This is a genomic window from Arcticibacterium sp. SM2516 (assembly GCF_057914865.1).
This window is the reverse complement of the sequence record NZ_CP195290.1, coordinates 2217309-2235076: the sequence shown is the minus strand read 5'-3', so window position 1 is coordinate 2235076 and position 17768 is coordinate 2217309. Positions and strand designations below refer to the sequence as shown.

Sequence of the window (17768 nt, the reverse complement as noted above, 5' to 3'; positions counted from 1 at the left end):
ATTGGTCTTATGACCCATGTATAATCTGTGTTTAGAATTATGCCTTTATAACGTAGGAGGGGTACTCGGAAATTGTCCAGTCTTCGAGAAATTTATTTAGAGGTAATTTCTCATTAACAATCGTTAACAACAGGCAAAATAAACCTTCATGATTCAGCCTGCATCTAAGAGGTATAATTCAACAAAAAGCCTTTGGAGAGTTATTCAAATTTCAATTCTTAAACATTTACAATTATGAAAAAGCTAATAGCACTATTGACCGTAATGACCATGATAGTAGGAACTTCCATGGCACAGTATTCAAATAATGGCCAGAATAAATCTTATGCCTATAATGGGAATTCGCATCACACACCATCTAAATCGAGGGCTTCCAGTATCAATTCTTATCAAAAACAGGCACGTGAAAGAATAGCAGATGGAATAGTTTCTGGAGCCATTACATCTCATGAAGCCAAGAGGTTATTAGAGTATGCAGAAAGAATAGAAATGAAGGAAAACAAATTCATGAGAAATGGTAGAATAACCGGAAGAGAAACTCAGGAATTGAAGGAAGATTTGAATGATTTGAACAGGATGATCATGAAAGAAACCAGAGACCGCGAACGCTCAAAGGTGGATGATTTCAAAAGGTATGATCGCAGTAAAAGACCTAATCATTAAGAGCGTGCTCCTATAAAAAATTGAGTAATAGTTTTGAGTAATGTTAAACGGGCAGCCTTCTGGGTTGCCTGTTTTTTATTTATATCGCCTAAGAAAATAGCTCTGGCAATCCCAAAAGAGAAGCAATTTTCACAGCTGCGATATTAAATTTTTCCTCCTCAAATTCTTCTTTGGCAGGAACCGCTACCACCAGAGCCCCAGAAGCAACAGCTCCTTTTACACCATTGCCCGAATCCTCTAAAATCAAGCAGTTTTCTATGGGAGTCTGAAGTCTCTTGGCTACGGTTAAATAAACCGCAGGGTCTGGTTTGTTGAACTTTTCCAATTCTGCAGAATGATAAAATTCAAATTTGTTGAAAAGGTTGAATTTCTCTAAAACCATTTCAATCATGGCCATGGGCGAAGCCGAAGCCAAACCTATACTGAAATTTTTATTTTGTGCCCATTCTAATGTTTCTAGTACACCAGGCATTAATGGTGCAGTTTCTTTGATGGCTCTTGTGGCCTCCGCAAAAAGCTCTGTTTCCATGCCTTCAAAATCTGGATTTGGCCAAGGTTGTTTTGCAAACCAAAATTGAATAACGTCTCTCACAGGCTTGCCAGTGGTTTCAATGCATTGAGCAGTGGTCAAGGTTATACCTACTTTACCAAAAACGACTTTCTCTGCGATATGCCAGCAGGGTTCTGAGTTTACCAGTAGGCCGTCCATATCAAATATTATGGCTTTAACTTTTGAAGTGTCTAGCGTTTTCATAGTCATAATTATAAGTCAGTATTTTTGAAGAAGGATTTCTTTAAAGTTTGATACTAGGCTTCTTCGGTACTCAGTTGTTTGTCGTACAGTTCTTTATAAACACCGTTTTTTTCCATTAAGCTTTCGTGTGTACCTTCTTCCACTATCAGTCCATCGTCGAGTACGATAATTTTCTGAGCCAATTTAGCAGAACTCACTCTGTGAGAGATGATTATACTCGTTCTGTCTTGCATGATACGCTCCAAGTTACCCAAAATTATATTTTCGGTATTGGTATCAACAGCAGAAAGACAATCGTCAAGAATAAGTACTTTAGGTTCTCTAACGATGGCCCTGGCTATGGACAAGCGTTGTTTTTGACCTCCAGATAAGGTCACGCCTCTTTCGCCTATTTGTGTATCAAAACCATATTCAAAATCGATAATGTTTTGATACAAATCTGCATCTCTTGTGGCCTGAATGACGGCCTCTTCTCCAATTTCTGGACTTCCAAATCTCACATTATTTCTGATACTATCAGAGAAAAGGAAGACGTCTTGGGGCACATAGCCCATTTGAGAGCGAAGCTTCTGAATGTTATAATCTTTGATGTTTCGGTGGTCTACGTCTATTTCACCCGTAGAGGTGTCATACATTCTTAAAAGTAGATTTGCTAAGGTACTTTTTCCAGAACCTGTAGTTCCTAAAATAGCCACAGATTCTCCAGGAGCTATTTCCAGACTAAAGTTTTTCAGGGCATGAATTCCTGAATCTGGATAGGTGAAATTGACATTTTTAAAAGAGATAGCCCCTTCAATATCGACCTCCAAGTTTTTCTCCGAAACGATATCGTTTTTAAGAGCTAGATATTCGTTAATTCTTTCCTGCGAAGCCGCAGCCTGCTGAATTTGACTGGTGGTCCAACCTAAGGCTATGAGTGGCCAAGTCAGCATGAAAACATACATGATAAACTCTGTGATATTTCCTGGCGTAAGATTGCCTGCAATAATCTCCTGTCCTCCTACAAACACGCATATCACGGTACTCAAACCTATCAAAAACATTACGATAGGAAAGAAAAGTGCATCTACCTTCGTAAGGTCTAATTGCTTATCTCTGTACATGTTACTTTCTACCTTAAACCTTTCGTAAGAGCTTTTTTCCATGGCAAAAGCCTTTAAAACTCTAATACCACTAAATGCCTCTTGCACATAATTTGATAGTTTAGATAAGCTCTTTTGAATCAAAGCGGAGCGTTTATTGACTCTACTGCTCACAAAAAAGATACTCAAAGAAAGGATAGGCATAGGCAGAAGCACCCACCATGTAAGACGTGCGTTGACAGAAAACATGTAAGTCAAAATGATGACTACCAGTGTAATCATGTTTAATAAATACATAATGGAAGGTCCAATATACATTCTTACTTTTCCGACATCTTCAGAAACTCTGGTCATTAAATCTCCTGTAGAATGCTGTCTGTAAAAGCTTAATGGGAGGGTTTGGTAGTGAGCGAATATCTCATTTTTCATGTCGAACTCTATATGACGAGACATCACTATGAGGGTTTGACGAACCAAGAAAAGGAAAAATCCTTTTAAAATGGCCATGGCTAAAATAAGCACGCCATAAACGCTAAGACTATATATAAATACATCGTACATGTTATTTTGTACTTGCGTACCATTATACATGAAATAGATGTCAATGTTTTCTTTGACCAGATCTAGAGCATGCCTTACGACCTGAGCTGGAACTACACCAAAAAGATTAGAAATTAGCGTAAAAATAGTTCCGGTAATGAGATACCATTTATATTTTAAGAGGTATTTATTTAAGTGGGCTAGGTTCTTCATGTAGCTTCTTCTGTACTGCTAAAAATGTTTTTTTTGCCAAATTTCATCATTGGCCTTATGATTAAACGGAGGGACTGGTCGTAGGTAACGTAGTTCCAAACCCAGTTTATGAATATCAATAATTTGTTTTTTACGCCTAGAATAGAAAATAGATGAACAACCATCCAGACATACCAGGCAAATGTACCTTGAAAACGCCAAAACGGTAAATCCACCACGGCTAAGTTTCTTCCTACTGTGGCCATAGAGCCAAGGTCTTTGTACTTAAAGGCCTTAGTTTTCTCTCCTCTCATTATCTTCTGAATGTTTTCGGAAAGGAGCTCTCCTTGCTGAATGGCTGGCTGAGCTACCATCGGGTGTCCGTAGGGTAGATTATCGGAAGTCATTTGGGCCAAATCTCCTATGGCGAAGATGTCCTCATAACCCTGAACAAGGTTAATGTCGCTGACTTCTAGTCTGCCATTTCTGGCATAAGATTCAGGATTTATGCCTTCTATTTTATTGCTTATAATACCAGCAGCCCAAACCACGTTATTCGTTCTGATTTTATCCCCTTTGTCGGTGGTGGCGTATCTGCCATCAAAATCTGAAATTCTTTCTCCAAGTCGGAGTTGAACTCCAAGGTCCTCTAAATAATCTTTTCCTTTTGCGGCAGCTTGATCAGACATACTCGGCAAAACACCCATAGAAGACTGGAACAAGTATATTTTCATGTTCTCGAAATCTAATTCGGGGTAATCTTTGGGCAGGATTATCTTTCTCATTTCTGCCAAAGTACCAGAGATTTCAACGCCTGTTGGGCCACCGCCAACAACGACCACAGACATCATTCCTTCTTTTTCTACCTCATCGGACTCGGAAAGAGCGTCTTCGAAATTTTGTAAGACTCTATTTCTGAGATATATGGCTTCCGAAATGCACTTCATAGGCATGGCATTTTTCATGATATTCTCCATGCCATAATAATTGGTGTCGGCTCCCATGGAGAGCACCAAATAATCGTAATTTACAACGCCTATCTCAGTTTTAAGTTGCTTAATATCTGTATCTACAGCCTTAACGGTTGTGATTCTGATATGTATATTTGGATGGTTTTGAAAAACCTTTCTAAGTGGAAAAGAAATGGAGCTGGGTTCTAAACCAGCCATAGCCACCTGATAGAAAAGGGGCTGAAATTGGTGATAATTGTTTTTGTCAATAAGTACGACCTGGACATCCTTCTTGCAGAGCTTTTGGGCTAAGGCCAAACCGCCAAAACCGGCCCCAACGATGACCACTCTTTTTTGATTAGTTTCAGGAATGTTTGCGAACATCTTATTGATCTAGAATTTCTAAAAATGTGAAAAAAGTAAAATCAATTTCAGGCAGCAACAAATCCTTCTGCCTTCACTTTGTCAATTATCTTTTGGTAGTAAGCCTCATATTGTGGCACCACATTCTTAACATCAAACTCTTTTGCTTTCAATAGAGCATTTGCTTTAAATGTCGGTAAATTTTCATCTTTTAATACAAAAAGAGCATTTTTGACCATGTCATCCACATCTCCGATATCACTCATAAAACCAGTAACACCCTGAATGTTAACCTCAGGTAGTCCACCTGTGTTGGTGGTAATAATAGGCACTTCACAGGCCATAGCCTCTAAGGCCGCCAAACCAAAACTTTCTTTTTCAGAAGGCATAAAAAATAAATCAGCCACAGACAGTACTTCTTCAATGGCATCAAGTTTTCCTATAAAACGGATGTCATCGCAGAGCTCCATGTCTCTACACATTTTCTCCATTTTTACTCGCTCTGGACCATCACCAATAAGTAAAAGTTTAGATGGCACCGTATCTTTGATTTTGCCAAAGGCTATAATAATATCCCCAATTCGCTTCACTTTTCTGAAGTTGGAAACATGCACCAGTAGCTTTTCTCCAGCCGGACAGATTATCTTTTTAAAGTGATCTTTTTGTTGTTTATGGAATCTTTCCATATCCACAAAGTTCGGTATCACCTCTATTTCATTGGTAATGTCAAACGTGTTATAGGTTTCCTGTTTTAGAGAATCAGAAACCGCCGTAACGCCGTCTGACCTATTAATACTGAAGGTTACCATGGGTTTATACGTTCTGTCTCTTCCCACCACTGTAATGTCTGTACCATGAAGGGTAGTCACTACTGGGATGTTTATACCATGCGTTTTTAAAATTTCCTTCGCTAAAAATGCGGAGGTAGCATGAGGTATAGCGTAATGGACATGGAGGATGTCGAGTTTCTCATATCTTACCACATCCACCATCTTGCTGGCCAAAGCCGACTCATAAGGAGGATACTGGAATAACGGATAATCTGAGATATTTACTTCATGATAAAATAGATTTTCATTGAAAAAATCTAATCTTATTGGCTGGGTATAGGTCATGAAATGTACCTGATGACCATTTTGAGCCAATTGTTTCCCCAGTTCTGTGGCTATTACACCGCTGCCCCCAAAAGTGGGATAACAAACTATTCCTATTTTCATTTTATTTTCTTAGTGCCATTAAAGTTTGGACGTACTCATAATTTCTTACCAAAGAATGATTGTAAAACAGATAACTATCGTTCAATCATTAAATTCTGATAAAGATTTAGGCATTCAATCATTTATCAGACGACTATTTCTGGTGTACTAACATCAGAGGACATTCAATTAATTCCAACAATTGCATGATACTAGCGTTAAATTATCAAATTCGCACTTTAAATTTGGGCTTAATCCTTTCATAAATGCTTCTAGTATTAAAGTTTATCAAACTTATTCGCTGGCAAAACCTCCTTATAATCGTTCTTACGCAATATACGGCAAGAGTATTTTTAGTAGGAGAGGATGATGCTATTTGGAGCTCTTTAATGGACCAAAAGCAGCTTTTGATCACACTAACCACGGTGCTGGTAGCAGCTTCGGGATACATCATTAACGATTATTTCGATGTTAAAATAGATCAAGTCAATAAGCCAGATGATGTGATTATTGGCAGATATATAAGAAGACGTCACGCCATGTTTGCTCATCAGGTTTTAAACGTTACTGCAGCCGTCATTTCCTTTACCATAAGTTTTAAGGTCTTTGTGATTAACGTCATAGCCATGACTTTGCTTTGGATTTATGCTAGCACTTTTAAGAAAAAGCCCTTTATCGGTAATTTTATGGTGGCGGGTCTTACGGCGGCTTCTTTGGTGGTGATGGCGGTGTATTACACGGAGAATGACTTGCTCATTAATATTTATGCTGTTTTTGCCTTTGGCATTACGTTAATCAGAGAAATCATAAAAGACATTGAAGATATTAGAGGAGATAAAAAATTTGGGAGTACTACATTGCCCATCATATGGGGTATTAGAAGAACCAAGTACTTTCTTTTTGTGATAATGATTAGTTTTATTTCTACCGTCTTTGCTATGGGACTGGCTCTGCAGAATCAAAAACTTCAAATTGCCTTTCTTCTTTTAGGTATTCCTTTCTTTTATTTAGCAAATCGCCTTTACTTTGCCGATAGGAAAAGACATTTTAGTCAACTCAGTTTTTGGTCCAAAATAGTCATGATTTTGGGAATCCTGAGTATGGTTTTTGTTTAATGAGTGCATTAAAGTAATCTAACATAAGGGTTTTTAATCAATGAGTAAAGTTAAGAAGATAGCTATTTTTGCCTCTGGTGGTGGTTCTAATGCTGAGGCTATTGTGAAGTACTTTAAAGGAAATGAAAATGTTTCTATTCCTTTTTTTTTAACCAATAATACGGAGGCTGGAATTATAAAACGAGGTAAACAGCTTGGTATTCCAACTTTCGTTTTCTCTAAACAGAATTTTGCTGAAAGTTCGTTTATCGTAGATTTTTTAAAGAGCCAAGACATCGAGCTTGTGGTATTGGCTGGTTTTTTATGGTTAATACCGTCTACCCTCATTAAGGCCTATCCCAATAGAATTGTCAATATTCACCCTGCTTTATTACCAAAGTATGGAGGTAAAGGCATGTGGGGACATCACGTACATGAGGCTGTGGTGGCTAATAAAGAAACCGAAAGCGGTATTACCATTCATTTTGTGAATGAAAATTATGATGAGGGCAAAGTTATCTTTCAGGCCAGCTGTGAAGTGGCTCCTTCCGATAACCCCGAAGAAGTGGCCGCCAAGGTATTGAAATTAGAACATAAACATTTTCCAGAGGTCATAGAACAGGTGCTAAACAAACTTTGATTTGGTGTTCTTAAAGGTTTTGAAATAGATAAGCGGAAGCTCCTTATAGTTTATTTGGTTGTGCTCTATCCATAGGGTAATGAGCCTTTCAGAAAGAAAGCCAAAAATTCTTTCCTGATAACCTGTATACTTAGAAAGGTCATACTCTTTTTCCAACTTAAAGAGAATATCAAAGAGCCACGTCATGAGTTCTTGAAAGCGTTCTTCTTTAAGAATGAACATGTTGTTGGCAAAAAGCCTGTTTGCTTTTAAAACCTTATCAAAACTAGAGATATATTCAGGGTAGTCTTTTAGAAGTATACTTTTGATGGTATCTAAATCTTGAATATTATGATATCTCCTATAATGCTCTTCTATGCTGTATTTAAACTTGCGTCTGGTAGGCATAATGGCATCATAATCTTCTAATATGCCGTTGATTTGGTCACGGTTTAGGATTTTGTCTTTCCAAAAATTGATATTTCGGGTATAAATAAGGCCGAATCTTTTTTTATAAAGTCCTATTGGGTAGTACGCCCACCTTTTTAATTTGTAAAGAAAAGGCTCAGGAATGCCAGAGAAATACCTTCTGTAGTGCGTACTGCCAATGATATCTGAACTTTCGTTTTTCCAAATCCAATAAAGGCCAGTGAGCTCACTGTAATACTTGTTTTTTTCTGAAATGTTATCACCCGTATCGTCAGAGATAAACCCTTCAATTTTATCTTTGTTTTGATGGCCTACCAAAAGTGGTATTTGATACACATCGTTGGTTATGATGGAGCCGGGTCGATAATAGAAGATAAATACTTTGATAAGCTTCGTTCTTTACTTTACGCAAAAATAAGCGAATTTACGCAAAAAATAATTTTTATAAAGCGGCTCTCCATTTCATAAAACGTTGTTTTAAAAGTGCACGTTTTAGTTTTTTTTTGGCTTTACGAGTGGCTTCTAGGTCTTGGATGATTAAATCTAGATCCCATGTTTTTTCTCCGTATTCTTGAATAACTCTTGCCCAAAATTTTCTAGATTTTAAGCTATTTTTTTTGGCCTTGAAAAACACTTTTCTCTTTAATAAAGGATAACCTTCTTTTATTAATTCCTCCGGAAGGCTGTGGGCAATGTTTTTGTGATTGCTGGAGTGAGCACTACTCTGAATTAATGCATAAGACTTTAAACCTTGCTTTAAGAGAAATTGAGTTAAGCCAATTTCCCAATCATTAATGACCAGTCGCCTTAAGGCTTTGTTGTCTGAAGTGTTAAAAATAGCCCTGGTATCGGTGTTTTGAAAAAACAAAGGAAGCTTTCCTATGGCTTTCTTATTGAGTACCAGAAAATAGCTCTGTATATGATAGTTTTCTTCATGAGAGGAAAACCAAGGCTTTTCTGTGGAATCAATCAATCCCCAAAAGTCAACTTCTTCTTTTCTGCCTTTTTGGAAGATATGGTCTAACTGATTTATTAGAATATTGCTGTCGTTAACAACGGCAATTTCGTCGTATTGGGAAAGGTCCTCTTGAAGGCAGAATTTATAAAACTTACCAAAATCATAACCTTCATTTTTCTCGAATTGTATTTGAACATTCGAGTTTAAGTTTGGGCTTGTTTGTAGTTCTCTTTCGTTGGTAACTAACCTTACGTGGTCAAAATGTTTTGAGAGTTCGTTGACATAGACTTCTACATAGTATGGGATACTTGGCTGCGTGTCGAAATGAATAAAAATACAAATGTTAGTGAGCACTTAAATAACTGTTTTCTTAAAGGATGTATACCCTGATGTTTGACGAAATGACTTTTCGAAATACGAAACTATTCACTTAGGATACTTTGTGAACGGTTAAAAAGCTTGACGGGTTGTATGTTCTTATAAGATTATTATAATTGGAACAGGAAATTCACATACTTTACTCAGCGACAAATGCCTAAAAGATTCAAGTCGATTTGTGGTCTTAACAATGTCTGATGGACAAATTAGCTAAAAGTGTTATTCTGGATGACGGGTTTCATAAGAATGGTCCACAATCTTTTTTATAACCTTATCCAAGTCTTTTGAGCTTTCCTCTAAATGTTTAAGTAATTCGTTTTTTTCATCTTCCGTTAAGGTCTTATCTGTTTTGAAAAGGTTGCAAATCCCCAAAATATTGGCAACGGGTTTTCGTACCTCATGGCTTTGCTGCCATGCGATCTCTTTTAAAGCTTGGTTTTGGCTTAGAATCCTTTCTTTAGACTTATGCAGAGAAAGTGCCTGAGGATAGTAAATGTATCTTACCTCCAGTGCAATCACAGAAATAGAAATCAGAGCTAAAATAATCTCAAGAATTATAATAACCCACAGCTTCTTTTCAGCGTAATCCTCCAAACTGTTCACAATACCATCCATTTGCTTCAAAATAGCATCCTGATTCTGGTTGACCTCTTCTAGGTTAATGGGCTCCTTAGTCTTTATATGGCGGATGTAATTTTCGGTTTTTTGATGGAATGGTGTAAGATCAGACAGCAACTTGTTTATCTCCTTGGATTTTATCTTTAGTAATCCCAAATCTTTACTGCCGTATAATAGCCCCAAATGAGCGTTTTTAGCTTCTTCGAAAGTTTCTTCTAGTTGATTTGGGCTAATGAGTTCATTGGTCAGTTGATAAAATTCTAGGTTTACCCGCTGACTTAGCATTCGCTGCCTTCCCGCAATATTAATCTGTTTGGCATCCTGTTTTAGCGTACCCAATGCCAATTGAATCACCAACTGGTTAAGAGAAATCAGAGCGATAGATATTGCGATACCAAGGATGTATTTCTTTGTCATAAGAAGAATTTAGTTCTGACTTAATCGTATAAGTGCGTACGAAATCTAGTAAGAATGCTTTACGTTTTCAGATATAGGACAATGAAATTAAGAAGCACTTATTGAATTGGTGCTAAAGGAAGAAGCTTTTATTGAATAATAAAGTAAACGAGAAAATGCTTTATGAAGTAGTACTTAAAAGAATATACCCAGATTAAGTCCAACGCCTCTAATTCCTAAGTAAGGAACCTTTTTGTAAGCATTTATTTCGGCTTTTTCGTCATTAACGGTTACGTCAAAATAGTTTCTACTGAGCTTAAATCGTTCTACAATTTTATCTTCAAGATAACGCTTATCTTCTTCACCTAATCTAGAAAGTATGGAGGTTTCTACTTTAGCGTAAACCGTTTTTGCTGCACCGAAATGGGGGCCGAAAAGGACAAAATCTAACACGAACCTATCGCCGAACTGGAATTGTTTGCCAATTAATAGTCCACCAGAAATTGTTTTGATGTCAAAGTTGATGGGTACTTTGTCTAAGGTATAAATATTCCCGTCGTATTGAGCTTCTAGTGAGGCTGGTACCAAGGCGTCGTAGTCTTCGTATTGACCGAAAATGCCTAAGAAAACTCGATTTCTTTTGCCTCCAAAATAATACTTTAGTTCGGGCGAATAGCCTTTAACTCCAACCTTGGCGAGATTGACATAAACATATTCAAAATCTACTCCTGTAATACCTAGGCTATGTTTTTTGGCAAGCTGGTCTAAAGGTTCACCAAAAGGTATGGTGGACTGCGATCTGTAAAAAAAAGTATTATTAAAGGTGAAATTTGATCCTAAAGCTCTTTCATACTGAACAGCTATTAATCCAAAGGGTAAACCAGCGGCATTTACTTTTAGGCTATTCTTAAAGTCAGTTTGAGCTGAAAGAGCCAAAGGGAAAGCACAAAGAAGAAAAAATATTTTACGCAAAGTTTAAAAGTTTAATTGAGCCAAAACCTGTTTGGTATAAGTGATTTGATTTTCACTCAAATCTAAGTGTGTCACAAAACGTACCAAGTGTTTCCCGAAGGTGACGCATTTTACATTTTGCTTTTCCAGCTCACTAACGAAGCTAGTGGCCAAAATACTATCTGGTAACTCAAAAATTACAATATTCGTTTTAACTGGGTAAACTTTTTTCACCCATGATTTATCTTTTAGGGCTTCGGCAATTTCCTTAGCTACCGCATGGTCTTCTTTAAGCCTTTCTAAATGATTATCAAGTGCAAAAATACCAGCTGCTGCCAGCATGCCAGCTTGTCGCCATCCTCCTCCCCAGGCTTTTCGCTGTCTCCTAGCTTTTAAAATAAGCTCTTTGGAACCGATTAAAACAGAACCTACAGGGCAGCCAAGACCTTTAGAAAGACAAATGGAAATGCTATCAAAAACTTTCCCATAATCTGCCGGTGTTTCATTTGTTTCTACCAGTGCATTAAATAGTCTGGCACCATCTAAATGAAGTTTTAGGTCGTTCTCTTCACAAACAACCTTTATTCTCTTGATTTCATTAAAGTCATAAAACACCCCGCCACCTTTGTTCATGGTGTTTTCCAAACAAACCAAAGCGGAGATTGGGAAGTGAATGTCGTTTTTAGGATTGATGGCTTCCGCCACCTGTGAGGCCGTTAAAAGTCCATTTTCAGTATCGATGGTTCTGGTAGTGGCCAATGAATTTGAAGCTATGCCACCACCTTCATAAAGATAAACGTGAGCATTCTTGTCACATATAACTTGGGTGCCAGGCATTGTTTGTGCTTTTATGGCCAGCTGATTGCTCATGGTGCCAGAAGTACAAAAAAGTGCTGAATCCATACCAAAAAGCTTGGCTACTTTGGATTCTAAGGCATTTATGGTCGGGTCGTCTCCGAAAACATCGTCTCCCAATTCGGCAGAATCCATAGCCATCCTCATGGCAGGTGTGGGTTGTGTAATGGTATCGCTTCTATAATCTGCAAACATATTGATAAATTTGAACGTAAAAGTAAGATTGCTCTTTAGAAAGTCTTAATTTTAAAAGAGACTTTCAATGGTTTGGAAATATTGCTTTTTAAAGTGCTAATATAACTTGGATTGATAGATCTTTTTATTGCAAATTTGCGACAAAAAACGCCTACAAATTGATAAAGGAATTTCTTCTTAAAATTCGGGAAAACGAATATTTCAAAAAGCTTACTGCGACACTCAGTAAATTCTTTAAACCCATTTTTAAATTTAGCGTGTTTAATAAGTCCGACTTTAAGGCTTCGTCGGTGGGTTCTAAGCTATTAAGGGTTCTATATACTTTGGCTATTCTGCTAGTGGCATTTATTTTTGCTCTGGAGAGTAATTTCCTGTGGCTGTTTGGAAACATGCCAACCATGAAAGAGGCAAGAGAAACAAAGTTAGCAACGCCATCTGAAATTTATTCATCAGATAATAAGCTACTAGGGCTTTTTTACGTGGAAAACAGAAGTCCGGTAGATTTTGTTGAAATAGACTCGCTTACCGTAAAGGCTCTTATTTCTACGGAAGATGTGAGGTTTTATCAGCATAATGGCTTGGATATTGTTTCTATTTCTGGTGCCATTTTTTCTACTTTAACAGGAGATAAAAGAGGAGGGAGTACCATTCATCAGCAGTTGGTGAAAAACATTTACAACACTCGTCATAAAAACTCAAGAGGACTTTTAGCCTACATTCCTGGACTATCTACCCTAATTGCCAAAATTAAAGAATGGGACACCGCTGTTAAACTGGATTGGTTTTTCGAGAAAAATGAGATTCTGGCTCTATATCTTAACGCCGTGGATTTTGGAGATAACACCTTTGGCATAAAACTGGCCTCTGAGCATTTTTTCTCTAAAGAACCGAAAGACCTGGAGTTACACGAAACGGCATTGCTTATTGGTATTTTGAAAGGAACCAACTATTATAGTCCCAAAAGAAGGCCAGAGAGAGCATTAGAAAGAAGAAATGTGGTTTTGGAGCAAATGCTGAAATACAACGATATTGATAGCCTAACTTTTGAAGAAGCCATTAAAAAACCTTTAGGTCTGAAGATTACAGAAATCAACAAGGAGGAGTCTAGTGCACCGTATTTTAGAACCATGCTTCGTCCTATTTTGGTGAAGTGGAGCCAAGAAAATGACTTTAACTTATTTTCTGATGGCTTAAAAATTCACACCACCATTAATTCCAAAATGCAAACCATGGCAGAAGAGGCGGTGGAAGAGCATCTTGCTGAGATTCAAAGAACGTTAGATAGCGAACAAGGGTCTCATAAATATTGGTTTAATAAAAAGATAGCCGAAGAGAAGGCGGCCTATAAAAAGGAAAACCCTAAAGTGAAGGATATTCCTAAAACCGCTACGGAGCTGGTTTTAGAGAAACTCGTGAAAGCTTCTAGTTCTTATAAAGACTTAAAAGCTGCGGGTCTTAGCGAAGAGGATATTATGGAAGCTATGTCCAAACCACATAGCACCGTAATGGCCACGCATAGCGGAGAAAAGAAGATGGCTATTTCTTCTTTGGACTCGGTAAAATATATGTCTCAGTTTTTACAGGCAGGCTTATTAAGTGTGGATCCTACCAATCTTTACGTCAAGGCTTATGTGGGTGGAAGTAATTACGATTATTTCAAGTATGACCATGTGGTTCAGGCTGGAAGGCAGCCAGGTAGTGCTTTTAAGCCCATTATTTATGCTGCGGCTTTAGAAAATGGCTATCCGGCTTGTACCAGTATTGTAGATCAGCCATTTAGTATGGAAACCACTATTGGTGGTAAAGAAGCTACTTGGGCTCCTAAAAACTCTAATGGAACTTATACCTACGCACCCGTCCATTTAAGAAGAGCTTTAGGAAACAGCATCAACTCCATAGCCATAAGGATTCTTCAGGATGTGAAAACAGATAAGGTCATTGCCATGGCGAAAACCCTAGGTATTCAATCCAAACTGGATAATAACCTCTCTTTGGCTCTTGGAACAAGTAATGTTACCTTAATGGAGCTTACCAGGGCCTATGTGCCTTTTAGCAACCAAGGCAAAAGTGGGGATTTTGTGATGATTGAAAGGATAGAGGATAAGAATGGAGAAGTAGTCTTTCAGCATGAGTCCAAAATGAAACAGGTCATGGATCCAGATAAGGCCTATGAAATGTCTTATCTTTTAAGAGGTTCTGTAGAAGAAGGGGGCGGTACGGCCAGGAGATTGTACAATTATGGACTTCCAGAAGGAAATGAAATAGGAGGTAAAACAGGTACCACCAATGACTACGTGGACGCCTGGTTTATGGGTGTTACGGCCAATTTGGTCACTGGTGTTTGGGTAGGATGCGATGATAGCAGAATTCATTTTGCATCAGGAAATGGGGCAGGAGGAAGAGCCGCTTTACCTATTTTTGGCAAGTTTATGCAGGCCGCCTATGCGGATAAAGAAGTGGCATTGGCAAAGACTAAATTTGAAAAACCAGGAAATTACGAAATCGTACTGAACTGTCATTATGTGGCTCCTATAGTAGATTCCACAGCTGTAGACAGTTTGGGTGTGGTACTAGATTCTCTGCGAATTATTGGAAATGAAGAGTTTAGGTCATTGGATATAAAAGAACTAGAAGTCAAAAGGCCAGCTATAGAATTATAATCTTAATAATTTTAGAAATTCAACAAAGGCCGTTTACGACGGTCTTTGTTGTTAGAGCTTAATCGGTTTATACCCATTTTTTAGCTGCTTGTTCATTGAATACGAACTAATTGCCCAAAAAAAACTATATTTGAATACCTATCAATTACAATTATGGCAAAGTACAACTTAACAGTAAATAACACCTCTTACAAAATAGAGGCGGAAGAAGATATGCCTCTGCTTTGGGCTATCAGAGACCTAGTGGGCCTTAAAGGCACTAAATATGGCTGCGGAATAGCTCAATGTGGAGCTTGCACGGTTCATTTGGATGGCTCGCCTGTAAGAAGCTGCCAAATGCCCGTAGGTTCTATTTCTAAGAAACAAAAAATTACAACCATAGAAGGAATAGGTTCAGAAGAAACCCTTCATGCCGTGCAAGAAGCCTGGGTAGAAGAGCAAGTACCGCAATGCGGCTATTGTCAGTCTGGTCAGATAATGTCTGCTGTAGCCCTTTTGGAGCAAACGCCGAAGCCATCAGAAGACGATATTACGAGCTACATGAACGGAAATTTATGTAGATGTGGAACGTATGATAGAATCAAAAAAGCTATCAATAGAGCATCTGGTCAATTGTCAACTGAAAAACATTAAAATCATGAGCAATAAAAATACAAGAAGAGACTTTCTGAAAGTTTCATCCATCGGTAGTTTGGGATTGGTTTTGGGTGTTAATTCATTGGCAAATGCTGCTCCAGTTAAGAAATTGACAGCTAAAGTGCTGGATTTAGAAATAAATCCATTTATCATTATTTCTACAGATAACACCATTACGCTGGTAAATAGTCGCCCAGATATGGGTCAGGGATCTACTCAAGCTGTACCGTCTATTTTGGCAGAAGAGCTAGAAGTAGATTTGGCGAAGGTTAGAATCATTCAGTCTGACGGAAGAGCCAAATACGGCTCACAGCAGTCTGGGGGAAGTAGTACCGTGAGAGGTTTATGGAATAATCTCCGTAAAACAGGTGCTGCCGCCAAAGAGATGTTGATAGAAACTGCCGCCAAAAGGTGGAAAGTGCCAACAGACCAGTGCTATGCAGAAATGGGCAAAGTGCATTTGAAAGGTTCAGACAAAGTATTTACCTATGGTGAATTAGCTGAGGAAGCAAACTTGCTAGAAGTACCTAAAAATCCAAAACTGAAAGATGCTAAAGATTTCAAATATTTAGGTAAGTATCACAAACGTCTTGACGTGCCTAGTCGCGTTACAGGAAAAGCCGTTTTTGGAATTGATGTGGTGGTGCCGGGTATGCTTTATGCAGCCAGTGTGCATGCACCGTCTATAGAAGGCAAAATAGTGAGTATTGATGATGCTGCGGCACTCAAGATTTCAGGCGTTAAGAAAGTTGTCAGAAGTAAAAGCTTTTATCCTGGTGGAGAAAACGAGTCTGTGGCCGTAGTGGCGACCAATTATTGGTCGGCTCTGAAAGCCAGCAGATTATTAGACATAAAATGGTCAAATGGCGATTTAGAGAAAACGCTTAACTCAGACAAATATGTGGCTGATATGTACAAAGCCGCTGAGTCTGAAGGAGTGCGTTATGAAGAAGATGGTGACTTTAACGCCTATTATAAGGCATCGGAGAATACTTTAGAAGGTATTTACGAAACACCATTTTTATCTCACTCGGCCATAGAGCCTGTGAATGCTACGGCTCATGTGAAGCCAGATGGTTCTGTGGAGGTTTGGGCACCTATTCAGGGGCCAGACGGAGCCATTGGTGATGCTGCAGGAGTTTTAGGTATTTCTCCTGACAAAGTGAAGATTAATGCCACACTTTTGGGAGGTTCTTTTGGGCGTAAGGCTTTTATGAACTTTATGAAGGAAGCCATTGACATATCTAGACAAGTTCAAGCTCCGGTGAAACTGATTTGGGCAAGAGAAGAAGATATGGCTCAGGGACCTTACAGACCTGCCATGCTGAGTAAAATGCAAGGTGTGATAGGCAGTGGAAATACCTTAGATGCTTTGAGTCACCAAGCCATTGGTGAGTCTATTCAAGGGCAGCATTGGAACGCACTTTTACCTTATAAAGCAGATGGCTGGTTAGGTGGAGAGCTTGCTCAAGAGAACCATAAATACAATTTTGGAACGCATAAAGTAACTTATAGCCGCGTAGAAACGCCAATTCCTATTCTTTGGTGGAGGTCGGTATATGCGTCTAACTTTGGTTGGGGACAAGAATGTTTTATAGACGAGATGGCTCATAAAGCAGGAAAAGACCCATTAACGGCCAGAAAGGAACTACTAAAAGGCAGCGAGAGAGACTTAAAGGTTATCCAGAAACTGGAGGATGTTTTAGCCACTTACGGTGCATTACCAGCAGGACATAAAAGAGGCGTGGCCATGTTCCGTTCTTTTGAGACCATGAGTGCCGCTGCTGTGGAGGTGAAGAAAGGAGAAAACGGCATAGAGATAGTTAAAGTGACGTCTGTGATAGACTGCGGTCAATACGTAAACCCTGACCATGTTAAAGCACAAACAGAAGGAAATATAGTGATGGGGATATCTGCAGCGGTAAAAGGTGGAATAACCTTTTCAAATGGCAAATGCGACCAAAGTAATTTCCATGATTATCAGTTTATGCGAATGGCCGAAATGCCAAAAGTGGATGTGCATATCATAGAAAACAAAGAAGCTCCAGGTGGGGTAGGAGAGCCAGGCTTACCGCCAATAGCCCCTGCTCTAGGAAATGCCATTTTCAATCTTACAGGCGAAAGACACAGGAAATTACCTTTGGATTTGAATGTGGTTTAGAGCATTGAAATTTTGTTAATATTTTGAATCTGCATGCCAACTGGTGTGCGGATTTATTAGACCTTGAACTACCAATTT

15 protein-coding genes are annotated in these 17768 nt (G+C 38.5%); 6 read left to right on the top strand and 9 right to left on the bottom strand.

Translation table 11 applies throughout. The annotated features are described in order from the left end of the window. Positions 1-234 precede the first annotated feature (234 nt). On the top strand, positions 235-663 hold the full coding sequence (locus tag ACSBFT_RS09280) for a hypothetical protein (protein ID WP_489604388.1): 429 nt from the start codon (positions 235-237) through the stop codon (positions 661-663). Positions 664-751: 88 nt separating this feature from the next. On the opposite strand, the gene hxpB is transcribed toward ACSBFT_RS09280, so the two are convergent. Genes hxpB through bshA form a run of 4 tightly spaced genes read right to left on the bottom strand, consistent with a single transcriptional unit; the run spans position 752 to position 5761 of the window. Next, positions 752-1417, bottom strand: a complete 666-nt coding sequence (hxpB, locus tag ACSBFT_RS09275; RefSeq protein WP_489604387.1) for a hexitol phosphatase HxpB — start codon at positions 1415-1417, stop codon at positions 752-754. Positions 1418-1470: 53 nt separating this feature from the next. After that, complete coding sequence (locus tag ACSBFT_RS09270; RefSeq protein WP_489604386.1) at positions 1471-3252, bottom strand: ABC transporter ATP-binding protein; 1782 nt, start codon at positions 3250-3252, stop codon at positions 1471-1473. After that, entirely contained in the window at positions 3249-4565 is a 1317-nt protein-coding gene (locus ACSBFT_RS09265; protein ID WP_489604385.1) for an NAD(P)/FAD-dependent oxidoreductase, read from the bottom strand. The genes ACSBFT_RS09270 and ACSBFT_RS09265 overlap by 4 nt, the downstream gene beginning before the upstream one ends. Positions 4566-4612: 47 nt before the next feature. Next, positions 4613-5761, bottom strand: a complete 1149-nt coding sequence (gene bshA / locus ACSBFT_RS09260) for an N-acetyl-alpha-D-glucosaminyl L-malate synthase BshA (RefSeq protein WP_489604384.1) — start codon at positions 5759-5761, stop codon at positions 4613-4615. Positions 5762-6006: 245 nt separating this feature from the next. Here bshA and ACSBFT_RS09255 point away from each other — a divergent pair, with 245 nt between their 5' ends. Both ACSBFT_RS09255 and purN read left to right on the top strand, forming a co-directional pair. Next, the gene (locus tag ACSBFT_RS09255) at positions 6007-6855 is read left to right on the top strand and encodes a geranylgeranylglycerol-phosphate geranylgeranyltransferase (protein ID WP_489604383.1); all 849 of its coding nucleotides are present in this window, start codon (positions 6007-6009) and stop codon (positions 6853-6855) included. Positions 6856-6895: 40 nt separating this feature from the next. After that, complete coding sequence (gene purN, locus ACSBFT_RS09250) at positions 6896-7474, top strand: phosphoribosylglycinamide formyltransferase (RefSeq protein WP_489604382.1); 579 nt, start codon at positions 6896-6898, stop codon at positions 7472-7474. On the opposite strand, the gene ACSBFT_RS09245 is transcribed toward purN, so the two are convergent. From ACSBFT_RS09245 to ACSBFT_RS09225, 5 genes are all read right to left on the bottom strand, one after another. After that, entirely contained in the window at positions 7460-8257 is a 798-nt protein-coding gene (locus ACSBFT_RS09245) for a DUF4422 domain-containing protein (RefSeq protein WP_489604828.1), read from the bottom strand. The genes purN and ACSBFT_RS09245 overlap by 15 nt on opposite strands. A 67-nt stretch (positions 8258-8324) precedes the next feature. Then, the gene (locus ACSBFT_RS09240; RefSeq protein WP_489604381.1) at positions 8325-9194 is read right to left on the bottom strand and encodes a rhamnan synthesis F family protein; all 870 of its coding nucleotides are present in this window, start codon (positions 9192-9194) and stop codon (positions 8325-8327) included. A 243-nt stretch (positions 9195-9437) separates the two neighbouring features. Next, positions 9438-10253, bottom strand: a complete 816-nt coding sequence (locus ACSBFT_RS09235) for a type IV pili methyl-accepting chemotaxis transducer N-terminal domain-containing protein (RefSeq protein WP_489604380.1) — start codon at positions 10251-10253, stop codon at positions 9438-9440. 174 nt (positions 10254-10427) lie between these two features. Beyond that, a complete protein-coding gene (locus tag ACSBFT_RS09230) occupies positions 10428-11204 on the bottom strand; it encodes a DUF3575 domain-containing protein (RefSeq protein ID WP_463044292.1) in 777 nt (258 codons plus the stop codon). Between the two features lie 3 nt (positions 11205-11207). Continuing rightward, a complete protein-coding gene (locus ACSBFT_RS09225; RefSeq protein ID WP_489604379.1) occupies positions 11208-12233 on the bottom strand; it encodes a threonine aldolase family protein in 1026 nt (341 codons plus the stop codon). Positions 12234-12391: 158 nt separating this feature from the next. On the opposite strand from ACSBFT_RS09225, the gene ACSBFT_RS09220 reads away from it, so the two are divergent. From ACSBFT_RS09220 to ACSBFT_RS09210, 3 genes are all read left to right on the top strand, one after another. Then, positions 12392-14893, top strand: a complete 2502-nt coding sequence (locus ACSBFT_RS09220; RefSeq protein WP_489604378.1) for a penicillin-binding protein 1A — start codon at positions 12392-12394, stop codon at positions 14891-14893. Between the two features lie 153 nt (positions 14894-15046). Continuing rightward, on the top strand, positions 15047-15526 hold the full coding sequence (locus ACSBFT_RS09215) for a (2Fe-2S)-binding protein (protein WP_489604377.1): 480 nt from the start codon (positions 15047-15049) through the stop codon (positions 15524-15526). Positions 15527-15530: 4 nt separating this feature from the next. After that, on the top strand, positions 15531-17690 hold the full coding sequence (locus tag ACSBFT_RS09210; RefSeq protein WP_489604376.1) for a xanthine dehydrogenase family protein molybdopterin-binding subunit: 2160 nt from the start codon (positions 15531-15533) through the stop codon (positions 17688-17690). Positions 17691-17768: the final 78 nt, after the last annotated feature.

Excerpts from the sequence above, each read along its gene's own strand:
- bshA (WP_489604384.1), bottom strand. The coding sequence starts at position 5,761 with ATGAAAATAGGAATAGTTTGTTATCCCACTTTTGGGGGCAGCGGTGTA.
- ACSBFT_RS09235 (WP_489604380.1), bottom strand. The coding sequence starts at position 10,253 with ATGACAAAGAAATACATCCTTGGTATCGCAATATCTATCGCTCTGATT.
- purN (WP_489604382.1), top strand. The coding sequence starts at position 6,896 with ATGAGTAAAGTTAAGAAGATAGCTATTTTTGCCTCTGGTGGTGGTTCT.
- ACSBFT_RS09280 (WP_489604388.1), top strand. The coding sequence starts at position 235 with ATGAAAAAGCTAATAGCACTATTGACCGTAATGACCATGATAGTAGGA.
- ACSBFT_RS09225 (WP_489604379.1), bottom strand. The coding sequence starts at position 12,233 with ATGTTTGCAGATTATAGAAGCGATACCATTACACAACCCACACCTGCC.
- ACSBFT_RS09210 (WP_489604376.1), top strand. The coding sequence starts at position 15,531 with ATGAGCAATAAAAATACAAGAAGAGACTTTCTGAAAGTTTCATCCATC.
- ACSBFT_RS09265 (WP_489604385.1), bottom strand. The coding sequence starts at position 4,565 with ATGTTCGCAAACATTCCTGAAACTAATCAAAAAAGAGTGGTCATCGTT.
- hxpB (WP_489604387.1), bottom strand. The coding sequence starts at position 1,417 with ATGAAAACGCTAGACACTTCAAAAGTTAAAGCCATAATATTTGATATG.
- ACSBFT_RS09215 (WP_489604377.1), top strand. The coding sequence starts at position 15,047 with ATGGCAAAGTACAACTTAACAGTAAATAACACCTCTTACAAAATAGAG.
- ACSBFT_RS09255 (WP_489604383.1), top strand. The coding sequence starts at position 6,007 with ATGCTTCTAGTATTAAAGTTTATCAAACTTATTCGCTGGCAAAACCTC.
- ACSBFT_RS09270 (WP_489604386.1), bottom strand. The coding sequence starts at position 3,252 with ATGAAGAACCTAGCCCACTTAAATAAATACCTCTTAAAATATAAATGG.